7 protein-coding genes and 1 pseudogene are annotated in these 12,643 nt (G+C 68.3%); 5 read left to right on the top strand and 3 right to left on the bottom strand.

Annotated features, from left to right (window positions below):
- Positions 1 to 219: 219 nt before the first annotated feature.
- From lepA to IE269_RS36925, 4 genes are all read left to right on the top strand, one after another.
- Positions 220 to 2,088 carry a translation elongation factor 4 gene (gene lepA / locus IE269_RS36940; protein ID WP_189827673.1) on the top strand — a complete coding sequence of 623 codons (1,869 nt, stop codon included), beginning with the start codon at positions 220 to 222 and terminating at the stop codon, positions 2,086 to 2,088.
- A gap of 283 nt (positions 2,089 to 2,371) precedes the next feature.
- Positions 2,372 to 2,692: a hypothetical protein gene (locus IE269_RS36935; protein ID WP_189827672.1), complete on the top strand. Its 321-nt coding sequence runs from the start codon at positions 2,372 to 2,374 to the stop codon at positions 2,690 to 2,692.
- Positions 2,693 to 2,927: 235 nt separating this feature from the next.
- Positions 2,928 to 3,320: a hypothetical protein gene (locus IE269_RS36930; protein WP_189827671.1), complete on the top strand. Its 393-nt coding sequence runs from the start codon at positions 2,928 to 2,930 to the stop codon at positions 3,318 to 3,320.
- Positions 3,321 to 3,624: 304 nt separating this feature from the next.
- Positions 3,625 to 5,514, top strand: a complete 1,890-nt coding sequence (locus tag IE269_RS36925; protein ID WP_189827670.1) for an AMP-dependent synthetase/ligase — start codon at positions 3,625 to 3,627, stop codon at positions 5,512 to 5,514.
- A gap of 77 nt (positions 5,515 to 5,591) precedes the next feature.
- On the opposite strand, the gene IE269_RS36920 is transcribed toward IE269_RS36925, so the two are convergent.
- The 3 genes and pseudogenes from IE269_RS36920 to IE269_RS43875 all read right to left on the bottom strand — a co-directional run.
- Positions 5,592 to 6,176, bottom strand: coding sequence for a response regulator (locus IE269_RS36920; protein WP_189827669.1), 585 nt, complete (start codon positions 6,174 to 6,176; stop codon positions 5,592 to 5,594).
- 11 nt (positions 6,177 to 6,187) lie between these two features.
- The gene (locus tag IE269_RS36915; RefSeq protein WP_474200931.1) at positions 6,188 to 8,983 is read right to left on the bottom strand and encodes an ATP-binding protein; all 2,796 of its coding nucleotides are present in this window, start codon (positions 8,981 to 8,983) and stop codon (positions 6,188 to 6,190) included.
- A 220-nt stretch (positions 8,984 to 9,203) separates the two neighbouring features.
- A pseudogene (locus IE269_RS43875) lies at positions 9,204 to 10,370 on the bottom strand (HAMP domain-containing protein); the annotation flags it as partial.
- Positions 10,371 to 10,670: 300 nt separating this feature from the next.
- On the opposite strand from IE269_RS43875, the gene IE269_RS36910 reads away from it, so the two are divergent.
- Entirely contained in the window at positions 10,671 to 12,608 is a 1,938-nt protein-coding gene (locus IE269_RS36910) for an ATP-binding SpoIIE family protein phosphatase (RefSeq protein ID WP_438817666.1), read from the top strand.
- Positions 12,609 to 12,643 lie beyond the last annotated feature (35 nt).

The raw sequence follows: 12,643 nt of genomic DNA, 5'->3' as shown, positions 1-12,643 counted from the left end.
CAATGTGTGCGCCCCGTCACCCGCAAGAGTCACGAGACACAGCTGCCCAGGCTACCAGCCGTCCCACGACCGGCCCAAACCGGCCGCAGCCCCCCGCACGTGGGACCATGGGAAGACTTCACAACTTCCGGACCGAGACGAGAACGACGCACGCGCGCGCACGACGCACACCGCCGTGACGCATTCAGAGTGCCGTCTTCTCAAGAATCAGGACCCTGCGTGCCCGCGACTCCTCTCCACGTGCCCGAGCCGAGCCGTACCGACCCGGCACTGCTCCGAAACTTCTGCATCATCGCGCACATCGACCACGGCAAGTCGACGCTCGCCGACCGGATGCTCCAGCTGACCGGTGTGGTCGACCAGCGGCAGATGCGTGCCCAGTACCTCGACCGCATGGACATCGAGCGCGAGCGCGGCATCACCATCAAGTCCCAGGCGGTACGGCTGCCGTGGGCGCCCACCGAGGGCGAGGACAAGGGCAGGACCCACATCCTCAACATGATCGACACCCCGGGTCACGTCGACTTCACCTACGAGGTCTCCCGCTCGCTGGCCGCCTGCGAGGGCACGATCCTGCTGGTGGACGCGGCACAGGGCATCGAGGCGCAGACTCTCGCCAACCTCTACCTGGCGATGGAGAACGACCTCACGATCGTTCCCGTACTGAACAAGATCGACCTCCCGGCCGCTCAGCCGGAGAAGTTCTCCGAAGAGCTCGCCAACCTCATCGGCTGTCAGCCGGAGGACGTGCTGAAGGTCTCCGCGAAGACCGGCGTCGGCGTGGACGCGCTGCTCGACCGCGTGGTGCGCGACGTGCCGGCCCCGGTGGGCGTCAAGGACGCCCCCGCCCGCGCGATGATCTTCGACTCGGTCTACGACTCGTACCGCGGCGTCGTCACCTACGTCCGTGTCGTCGACGGCCAGCTCAACAAGCGCGAGCGCATCAAGATGATGTCCACCGGCGCCACCCACGAGCTCCTGGAGATCGGTGTCTCCTCGCCCGAGATGACGCCGTCCGACGGTCTGGGCGTCGGCGAGGTCGGCTACCTCATCACCGGTGTGAAGGACGTCCGGCAGTCCAAGGTCGGTGACACCATCACCTCCCTGAGCAAGGGCGCCACGGAGGCGCTCGGCGGCTACAAGGACCCGAAGCCGATGGTCTTCTCCGGCCTGTACCCGCTTGACGGCTCCGAGTACCCCGACCTGCGCGAGGCCCTCGACAAGCTCCAGCTCAACGACGCCGCCCTGGTGTACGAGCCGGAGACCTCCGCGGCGCTCGGTTTCGGCTTCCGCGTCGGCTTCCTCGGCCTGCTGCACCTCGACGTGATCCGTGAGCGCCTGGAGCGCGAGTTCGGCCTCGACCTCATCGCGACCGCGCCGAACGTGGTCTACCGCGTGGTCATGGAGGACGGCAGCGAGCACACGGTCACCAACCCGAGCGAGTTCCCCGAGGGCAAGATCTCGGACGTCTTCGAGCCGGTCGTACGGGCCACGATCCTGGCGCCGAGCGAGTTCATCGGCGCGATCATGGAGCTCTGCCAGACCCGCCGCGGCACGCTCATCGGCATGGACTACCTCTCCGAGGACCGCGTCGAGATCCGCTACACCCTGCCCCTGGCGGAAATCGTCTTCGACTTCTTCGACCAGCTGAAGTCCAAGACCCGCGGTTACGCGTCCCTGGACTACGAGCCCACCGGCGAGCAGTCCGCCGCCCTCGTCAAGGTCGACATCCTGCTGCACGGCGACAAGGTCGACGCCTTCTCCGCCGTCACGCACAAGGACGCCGCCTACGCCTACGGTGTGCGCCTCGTCGCCAAGTTGCGCGAACTCATCCCGCGCCAGGCCTTCGAGGTGCCCATCCAGGCGGCCATCGGCTCCCGGGTCATCGCCCGAGAGACCATTCGCGCCATCCGCAAGGACGTCCTCGCCAAGTGCTACGGCGGCGACATTTCCCGTAAGCGGAAGCTTCTGGAGAAGCAGAAGGAGGGCAAGAAGCGCATGAAGATGGTCGGCAGTGTCGAGGTGCCGCAGGAGGCCTTCATCGCGGTGCTCTCCAGCGACGATTCCGGCGGCAAGGCCAAGAAGTAACAGTTCCGCCGTACTGCAGAAGTCGTGCTGCGGAAGCAGTCGCAGAAGCAGTCGCAGAAAGCGCCCGTCCCTTCCCCGGACGGGCGCTTTCTGCGTTGATCTGAGGATGGAAAAATCTCCTGCGGTCAAATGAGTGATCGCCAAAAAAGGCGGAGAAAGAGTTTCCCGACCGTGCCTGCCCCCGTTACGAATACCGGCAGCGGGGTTCCGAGCGGCCAGCAAGACGCTCGGGCGGCACGACAGTCGTGACCGTGAGGACGCCGCTACGGAAAGGGACTTTAAAGTGAAGTACTCGAAGGCTGCTGCGGTCGTTGCGGGTTCTGTGATGGTCCTGGGTGCGGCGTCGCCCGCCTTCGCGGACGACGTGGACAACCGTCCGGCCGGTTCCGCCAAGGACTCGGCCAAGGTGGTGGACACCAAGGTGGTCGCCCTGAACAAGATCTACAAGCCGAACACCGACGTCGACGCGGTCACCAACCTGGCGGGCGGCGTCACCGAAAAGGCGACGGCCACCCACAAGGCCACTTCGAACGCCGTGGTCGGCGGCGCGGACCAGACCGCGCGTTCCGTCCCGATGATGGGCGGCATGCCGCTCGGCGGCTGAACCTCGCGGCGCGACGCTCCGCAGCACGACTGATTTTTCGGCGGATCCGATGCATTCTCTGTATCGGATCCGCTTTTGTCTTTCTAATGCTCTTCACGGGTGCCTCTTCCGCGTGGATGGGCAACTGCCGTTTCCTCCTCGGCAATTGTGGAGCGCAGTTCCCCCCCCCCGTCCCAAGGAGGCATTACGTGAATTCCCTTACGCTGCGCTGCGCCGGTACTGTCCTGGCCGCTCTGTGATCACCGGCGCCGGTGCGAGCGCCGCCGTCGCCGACGACGGCCCGATGGCCAAGAGCGAGGCCGCCGCCGGTGTGTTCGTCGGCGGGCTGCTCGGCATCGGTGCGGTGAGCGACATCAACGGCACCCACGCCTGGAACGGCGTCCACGTCCACGGCCCGGCCGCCACGGTCGGCGTCGTCTCCGACGCCGCAGTGGACCTCGGGGTCGTCGTGGACGCGGCGGCCGACCTCGCCGCCAGTGTGAACGCGAACGCGGACGTCGCCGCCGACGCCGCTGCGGAGACCACGGCGAACGCCGCGGCCAAGGCCGAGGCCGCCGCCAAGGAGGAGCCCCCGGCCGCCCCGGCTGTCCCGGCGGCTCCGGCTGTTCCGGCGCCTGCCGCGGGCTGAGTGCTGTCGTACGAACCGCAATTCAGGCAGGGCCCGTCGCGCCACGGTGCGGCGGGCCCTGCCTGCCGTTCGGGCCGCCGCAGGTGTCGTGCCGCGCGGTCCGTTGCGCGGTCCGCAGCGGGGGCCGTTGCGGTTCCCGCACCGTCGGCGGCCCGTCTCCCATGTGAAGGCCCGTTATGAAAAGGAGGGCCCGGAGGCCCTTACGCACCAGGCCCATGCGCTCTAGTCTGATCACTGATCGTTTGTTACTCGCCAGTTAAATACCAGCCAGTCGCGCAGCAATGCCGTGGGCCCGGAGGACGTCGTGAGCGACACACAGACCATGATCGAGAACCGGCCGCCGTCCGTCGCGGCCCTCTTCATCGAGCGCGTGGCCGCCACGCCGGACGGGGAGGCCTACCGGTATCCGGTGCCGCCGTCCGGTGGGCAGGGCCCCGACGAATGGCGCTCGCTGAGCTGGGCGCAGGCCGCCCAGCGGGTGTATGCGATCGGTGCGGGACTCGTCGAGCTGGGAGTCAGGCCCGAGGAGCGTGTCGCGCTCGCCTCCAACACGCGCGTCGAGTGGATCCTCACCGACCTGGGTGTGATGTGCGCCGGAGCGGCCACCACCACCATCTATCCCTCGACCAACGCCGAGGAGTCGGCGTACATCCTCTCCGACTCCGAGAGCCGCGTCCTGATCGCCGAGGACGCCGCCCAGCTCGCCAAGGCCCGCGAGAAGCGCCCGGAACTGCCCCACCTGGCGCACGTCGTCGTCGTGAACGCCGAGGACGCGAAGGCCGCCGACGGCGACCCCGAGGGCTGGGTGCTCTCGCTCGCCGACCTGGAGGCCCGGGGAGCCGCGTACCTGGAGAAGAACCCGGAGGCGGTCAAGGAGCGCGTCGCCGCGATCACCGCCGAGCAGCTCGCCACTCTGATCTACACCTCCGGCACCACCGGCCGCCCCAAGGGCGTGCGACTGCCGCACGACTGCTGGTCGTACATGGCGAAGGCGACGGTGGCGACCGGGCTGATCACCAAGGACGACGTCCAGTACCTGTGGCTGCCGCTGGCGCACGTCTTCGGCAAGGTGCTCACCTCCGGCCAGATCGAGGTGGGCCACGTCACCGCAGTCGACGGCCGCATCGACAAGATCATCGAGAACCTGCCGGTCGTGCAGCCGACGTACATGGCGGCCGTGCCGCGCATCTTCGAGAAGGTCTACAACGGCGTCGCCTCCAAGGCGCGGGCCGGCGGCGGGGCGAAGTACAAGATCTTCCAGTGGGCGGCGGGCGTCGCCCGCGAGTACGCGAAGGTCACGCAGGACAACTTCCGGCGCACCGGGCAGGCCACCGCCCCGTTCGGCCTGAACGCCAAGCACAAGGTCGCCGACACCCTCGTCTACGCGAAGATCCGCGAGGCGTTCGGCGGCAGGCTGCGCGCCTGTGTGTCGGGTTCCGCCGCGCTCGCCCCCGACATCGGTTACTTCTTCTCCGGCGCCGGCATCCACATCCTGGAGGGCTACGGGCTCACCGAGTCCAGCGCCGCCAGTTTCGTGAACCCCGGCGAGGCGTACCGCACCGGCACCGTCGGCAAGCCGCTCCCCGGCACCGAGGTCCGCATCGCCGAGGACGGGGAGATCCTGCTGCGCGGCCCCGGCATCATGCAGGGCTACCACGGGCTGCCGGAGAAGACGGCCGAAGTCCTGGAGTCCGACGGCTGGTTCCACACCGGTGACATTGGAGAACTGTCCGCGGACGGCTATCTGCGGATCACCGACCGCAAGAAGGACCTCATCAAGACGTCCGGCGGCAAGTACATCTCGCCCGCCGAGGTCGAGGGACAGTTCAAGGCGGTCTGCCCGTACGTCTCCAACATCCTGGTGCACGGCGCCGACCGGAACTTCTGCACGGCGCTCATCTCCCTCGACGAGCCGACGATCCTCGGCTGGGCGCAGGAGCAGGGCCTCAAGGCGACGTCGTACGCCGACGTGGTCGCAGCCCCCGAGACGCAGGCTCTCATCGAGGGGTACGTCAAGGAGCTCAACGAGGGCCTCCAGCGCTGGCAGACCATCAAGAAGTTCCGGCTGCTGCCGCGCGACCTGGACGTCGAGAACGGTGAGCTGACGCCCAGCCTGAAGCTGAAGCGGCCGGTCGTCGAGCGCGAGTACAAGCACCTGATCGAGGAGATGTACGCGGGATCCAGGGAAGCCTGACCAACGCGGGGAAGCCTGACGAACGCGGGGAACGGCGAACCCCAGGTTTCCTTTCGATGCGGAGTCGCGCCGCGGCCCTAACCACTGTGGCCGCGGCGCATCTCCGTGAGCGTCTCCTGCATACGGGCCACCTGTTCCCGCAGCGGGGAGGAGGCGTCCGGGCACTCCTCCTCGACCTGTTCCCCGATCTGCGCCAACTGTTCCGCCAGCATCCCGAATTGGCGGCGCTCCTGTGCCAGCATGCGTTCCAGTTGCCGGTTCTTGCGGTGCAGTTCCAGGAAGACGTTGACCTTGGCGCGCAGCACCCACGGGTCGAACGGCTTGGTCAGGAAGTCGGCGGCACCGGTGGCGTATCCGCGGAAGGCGTAGCCGGAATCGCCTTCCGTGCCCGTGAGAAAGATGATCGGCACGTCCTTCGTCTGGTCCAGCCGCTTGATGTTGGACGCCGTCTCGAAGCCGTCCATGCCGGGCATCCGTACGTCGAGCAGCACCACCGCGAACTTCTGCCGCAGCAGCGCCTTCATCGCCTCCTCGCCGGAGCGGGCCCGTACCAACGGTTCGTTGAGTGCGCCGAGAACCGCCTCCAGCGCGATGAGGTTGTCTTCCATGTCGTCCACGAGCAGGATGCTGGCGCGATCGGTCTGCGGTGCCTCAGTGGTCATCGTCTACTGCCTCACAGCGTCGGTGATGGGCCGGCTGGCTCCCCTTGAGCGTCGGCCTGCCCCGGGATTCCGGGGGCTGTCGGTGCTCCCGGGGTCATGGGGACTGTGAATCCTGCGGACGCGCACTCCTCCTGCTCCGGTTCCGTCAGCTCCCCCTCGGGGTCGAGGAGGGAACAGACGACGGAGAGCAGACGGTCCACGTCGACCGGCTTCGGTACGTATTCGTTGGCGCCCTGGGCGATGGACTTCTCCCGGTCCCCGGGCATCGCCTTCGCGGTGAGGGCGACGATCGGCAGTTCGGTCCACCGTGGCGTGTTGCGGATGGCTTCGATGGTCTCGTACCCATCCATCTCGGGCATCATGATGTCCATCAGGACGAGTTCGACATCGGGGTTGCGTTCCAGCATCTCGATGCCCTCCCGTCCGTTCTCCGCGTACAGCACCGGCATGCCCACCCGGCCCAGCACATGGGTCAGCGCGAAGACGTTGCGGATGTCGTCGTCGACGATCAGGACGCGGCGACCGGGCAGGACGACGCCGGCCCGGCCGGACCGCCACTCCTCCAGCTTGGTGGTGGTGGGCCAGCCGTCGTCCTGCTCGGGCAGGGTGACGTGGTTGGCGGACAGCCCCTCGGGCGAGGTCATGGCCAGTACCCGGGCGGGCAGTTGGGGGTCGAGCGGTTCGTGGTCGACGTGTCCGGGGTAGCGCACCGGGACGTACAGCGTGAAGGTGGAGCCGAAGCCCGGCTCGCTCTCCGCGATGATGCGGCCGCCGAGCAGGCCCGCGATCTCCCGGCTGATGGACAGGCCGAGACCGGTGCCGCCGTATTTGCGGTTGGTGGTGCCGTCCGCCTGCTGGAACGCCTCGAAGATGACGGGAAGTTTCTCGGCCGCGATGCCGATGCCGGTGTCGGAGACGGCGAAGCCGATGACGTCGTGCGCGCCCTTGAGGAGTTTGTTGTCGGGGTCCGTGACGCGGCTGACGCGCAGCTCGACGCGGCCGGACGACGTGAACTTGATGGCGTTGGACAGAAGGTTGCGCAGAATCTGCTGAAGCCTCTGTTCGTCGGAGAACATTTCGCGCGGTACGTCCTCGCCGACCGCGACCTCGAAGGCGAGACCCCGGTCGAGAGTGACGGGGCGGAAGGTGGCGTGCACGTAGTCGAGAAGCTTGATCAGCGGGAGCTTCTTGGGGCGGACGTCCATCCTGCCCGCCTCGATCTTCGACAGGTCGAGGATGTCGTTGATCAGCTGAAGCAGGTCGGATCCGGAACGGTGGATGGTCGTCGCGAACTGCACCTCCTGGTCGGAGAGATGGCCGTCCGGGTTGTCGGAGAGCAGACGGGCCAGGATCAGCAGTGAGTTGAGCGGGGTGCGCAACTCGTGCGACATGTTCGCCAGGAACTCCGATTTGTACTGGGAGGAGGTGGCGAGGAGGGCCGCTTTTTCTTCCAGTTCGGCGTTGGAGCGCTGGAGTTCGGCCTGCTGACGCTGGAGTTCGTTGGAGCGGTCCTGGAGCTGGATGGCAAGCCGCTGGGACTCGCTGAGCAGTGACTCCGTACGGGAGTTGGCGATGATGGTGTTGATGGCGACACCGATGGTGTTCACGAACTGGTCGAAGAACGCCAGGTGCACGTCGGAGAACCGGGAGAACGACGCCAGCTCGATGACGCCGAGGAGTTTGTCCTCGAAGAGGATCGGGATGATGACGACGCTGGCGGGAGCGGCCTCACCGAGACCGGAGTTGATTTTGATGTAGTCCGGCGGGGCCTCCTCGACCAGGATGCGCTTCTTCTCCAGAGCCGCTTGGCGCACGAGACCGTGGCCGGGCATGCCGTGCGTGTCGACGGTGGCGCCCTGCGCGGAGCCGTAACCGGCGATGAAGGCGAGTCCGCGCTGCGGCATCGTCGCGTTCGTGGTGTGCGAGGGCGTGCCGTCCGTCTCGGGGTCGGCGAGGAAGAAGGCACCGAACTGTGCGTTCACCAGCGGGGTGAGTTCGCGCAGGATCAGGTCGGCGACCTCCATCAGGTCGCGGTGACCCTGCATCAGTCCGGCGAGACGGGCGAGGTTGGACTCCAGCCAGTCCTTCGCGCGGGTGGTCTCACGGAGGTTGGACACCATCAGGTTGATGTTGTCCTTGAGTTCGGAGACCTCGCCGCGGGTTTCCACGGTGATCGAGCGGGACATGTCGCCCTGGGCGACGGCGGACGCCACTTCGGCGATGGCGCGCACCTGGGTGGTCAGGTTGAGGGCGAGTTCGTTGACGTTGGTGGTGAGGCGCTTCCAGGTGCCGTACACGCCCTCCACACGGGCCTGGCCGCCGAGCTGGCCCTCGGAGCCGACCTCGCGGGCGACGCGGGTGACTTCGGAGGAGAACGAGGACAGGGTGTCCACCATGGTGTTGATGGTGGTCTTCAGCTCCAGGATCTCGCCGCGAGCGTCGACGTCGATCTTCTTGGACAGGTCGCCCTGGGCGACGGCGGTGGCCACCTGGGCGATGTTGCGGACCTGTGAGGTCAGGTTGTCCGCCATGTAGTTCACGTTGTCGGTGAGGTCTTTCCAGACGCCGGAGACGCCCAGCACCTGCGCGCGGCCGCCGAGACGGCCGTCGGTGCCGACTTCGCGGGCGACACGGGTGACTTCGTCGGCGAACGCACGCAACTGTTCCACCATCGTGTTGACGGTGTCCTTCAGCTCCAGGATCTCGCCGCGGGCATCGACAGTGATCTTCTTGGAGAGGTCGCCGTTGGCGACGGCGGTGGTGACTTGTGCGATGTTGCGGACCTGTGAGGTCAGGTTGGACGCCATGAAGTTGACGTTGTCGGTGAGGTCTTTCCAGACGCCGGAGACGCCGCGCACCTGTGCCTGACCGCCGAGGTTTCCTTCGGTGCCGACTTCGCGGGCGNCCGCCGAGGTTTCCTTCGGTGCCGACTTCGCGGGCGACGCGGGTGACTTCGTCGGCGAAGGCGGAGAGCTGGTCGACCATCGTGTTGATCGTCGACTTCAGTTCCAGGATCTCGCCCTTCGCCTCGACGGTGATCTTCTTGCCGAGATCGCCCTGGGCGACTGCCGTCGACACCAGGGCGATATTGCGGACCTGGGACGTCAGGTTGTCCGCCATGAAGTTGACGTTCTCGGTGAGGTCTTTCCAGACACCGCTGACGCCGCGCACCTGTGCGCGGCCGCCGAGGTTTCCTTCGGTGCCGACTTCTCGGGCGACGCGGGTGACTTCGTCGGCGAAGGCGGAGAGCTGGTCGACCATCGTGTTGATCGTCGACTTCAGTTCCAGGATCTCGCCCTGTGCGTCGACGGTGATCTTCTGCGACAGGTCGCCGTTGGCGACGGCGGTGGTGACTTGTGCGATGTTGCGGACCTGTGAGGTCAGGTTGGACGCCATGAAGTTGACGTTGTCGGTGAGGTCTTTCCAGACCCCGGAGACGCCGCGCACCTGTGCGCGGCCGCCCAGTTGACCGACCGTGCCGACTTCTCGGGCGACGCGGGTGACTTCGTCGGCGAAGGCGGAGAGCTGGTCGACCATCGTGTTCACGGTCAGCTTCAGTTCGAGCAGCTCACCGGTCGCCTCGACGGTGACGGTGCGTGTCAGATCCCCTCGCGCCACGGCTGTCGTCACCGCCGCGATGTCGCGCACCTGGGCCGTCAGCCGGGACGCCATCGTGTTCACGGCCTCGGTGACGTCCCGCCAACTGCCGGACAGGCCCTGCACCTTGGCGCGGCCGCCGAGCCGTCCCTCGGTGCCGACCTCGCGGGCCACCCGGGTCACCTCGCCGGTGAACAGGGAGAGCTGGTCGACCATCTTGTTGACCGCACGGCCCAGCCGCCGCAGGTCGCCGTGCAACTGCCGGTTCCCGTCGTGCAGATCGACGCGCTGGGTGAGATCACCGCCGGCCACCGCGTCCAGCACACGCGTGGCGTTCACCGCGGGCACCACCAGGGCGTCCAGAAGTGCGTTCGTACTGTTGATGTTGGAGGCCCAGCCACCCTGGCCGGGGCTCACCGCGAGCCGCTCGTCGAGTCTGCCGTGCCGTACGACTTCTCTGCGGACCCGGGAGAGTTCCGCCCCGTAGTGCTCCTTGCGGGTGGCGATCTGGTTGAAGACGGCGGCCAGTTCCGCCGGGGTGCCCTCCTGTGTCTCGGGCAGCCGCACCCGGAAGTCGCCGTCCCGCAGCGCGGTCATCGCGGCGAGGAGGGGGCGGAGCTCGGATGCGTGCAACCAACCTTCACCGGGGTGGTCCGAGCCGCGGAGGCCGTCGGCGGGACCTGCTCCGGCGCTGGTGGCAGTGCGTGTTCCCGGGCGGTCGCCGGAGCGGACACCAGGGCGTGAAACGGCACGATCTTCGTTCATCGAGGCCCACTTCGGTGACTCGGTGCTTATGGGCAGGCTCAGTCTGTCACCCTGTGGTTGTCGTGAGCGGCGCATTGCGACAACCGATCAGTCGTAGGCGGCGCGCTGCGACGATCGATCAGGAGCCGCACTGTGACATCCATTCCGACGCAGCGGGACGCCGAATCCCGCGCGACAGCCCCGCGGGCCGGGAGGTACGAGATCCAGTCCTACGCCCGCACGAGCCTGCCCGGTAATCCACTCGCCCCTTCTGCCGCCCGGAAGTTCTTGCGGGCCGCGATCGTGGACTGGTCCGGTACGTCCTTGCTGCCCTCCGACGAGAACTTCGCCGGACGACTTGCCGACGACGCCTGCCTCGTCGTCAACGAACTCGTCACCAACGCGGTGGTGCACGCCGGCACCACCGTCGAACTGCTCTGCCGCATCGAGCCCGCGGGCGCCACCAGCGAGGCGGCCTCGCTCGTCATCGAGGTCTCCGACCACCACCCCTCCCGCGTCGTGCGCAACGAACCGCAGCGCCGCGACCGCAACGGCGCACCGGAGTACGGCAGGGGCCTGCACCTCGTCGCCGGTCTCGCCGAGAGCTGGGGCGTCACCTACCGCACCGGCCTCAAGACCGTCTGGGCCGCCCTCCCGCTGGAGGGCTGGCAGCCCTCGCCGGTGAACGAACCCACCCTCACGCCCGCCGCCCTCGCCTCCCACCGGGCCCTCCAGCGGGGGCTGCGGGCGGCGGAGATCCTCGCCCCGCTGCCCCGGCGGGCGGTCCGCGACGAGGACCCCGACTGGATCAACCGAGGCGCCCTGTCGTTCCTCGCGGAGGCCTCCGACCTGCTCGCCGGACAGTTCGACCAGGACATGGTGGTGGCGCTCGCCGCCCAGCTGCTGGTGCCCCGGCTCGCCGACTGGTGCGCGGTGTGGCTGGACCCGGAGGGCGGCGGCCCGTCGGCGGAACCCCGGCTCGCCCGGGTCTGGCACGCGCGCGAGGCGTGCATGGAGGAACTGCGCACCCTGCTGGAGAAGGAACCGCCCCGGCTGCCGGACTCGGCGCGAGGCGGCCCGGTGCCGCTTCCGTGGCCCGGCACCGGTGAGAGTTTCGGGGGAGCCGGGGCGGTGCTCGCCTGCCGCATGGTGGTCGGCGGCCGCAGGGTCGGCATCCTGATGCTCGGCAGGGCCGGCATAGTGCGCATCCCCGACGAGGTCACCGGGCTCATCGAGGACTTCGTGCGCAGAGTGGCGCTCGCGGTGGGGGCAGCCCGCCGCTACACCCAGCAGGCCACCATCTCGCACGTCCTCCAGCGGGCCCTGCTGCCCAGCCAGGTTGCCGAGATCCCCGGCCTCACCAGCGCGCTGGTCTACGAGCCGCGCGGCGAGGGCGTCGCGGGGGGCGACTTCTACGACATCTTCCACGCGGCCGACGGCCGCTGGTGCTTCGCGCTCGGCGACGTCCAGGGAAACGGTCCGGAGGCGGCGGTGGTCACCGGACTGGTGCGGCCGTGGCTGCGGCTGCTCGCCCGCGAGGGGTACCAGGTGGCAGAGGTACTGGACCGGCTCAACAGACTGCTGCTCGACGACGCCACGGAGTCCGCGGACGCCGCCGCCCGGCTGGTCGCCGCCGCCGGGGGACAGGAACTCCCCGAGGGGCCCCAGGCGCGCTTCCTGTCGATGCTGTACGGCGAACTGGAGCCACTGCCGGAGGCCGACGGCGGCGGGGTGCGGTGCACGGTCTCCAGCGCCGGGCACCCACTGCCCCTGGTGCTGCGGCCTGACGGGGAGGTGCGGGCGGCTGGACGGCCGGGGGTGCTGCTCGGCGTCCTCGACGACGCGACGTACGAGAGCGAGACGTTCGTCCTGGCGCCGGGGGAGACGCTGCTGAGCGTCACCGACGGAGTCACCGAGCGCCGCTGCGGCAGGGTCATGTTCGACGACGGGGAAGGCGTCGCCGCGCAGCTCGCACAGTGTGTGGGGCTCTCCGCACAGGGGGTGGCGGAAAGGATCACCAGGGCGGTGCACTCCTTCGCCGCCGAGCCTCCCGACGACGACCTGGCACTGCTGGTGCTGCGCGCGGAATAGGCCCCCGGGCGGCCGGCGGGACGGGAAGGCACGCG

It is taken from the genome of Streptomyces spiroverticillatus (assembly GCA_014650415.1).
Classification (GTDB): Bacteria; Actinomycetota; Actinomycetes; order Streptomycetales; family Streptomycetaceae; genus Streptomyces; species Streptomyces spiroverticillatus.
The sequence above is the reverse complement of the archived record's forward strand: the minus strand, read 5'-3'. Positions and strand labels throughout refer to the sequence as shown.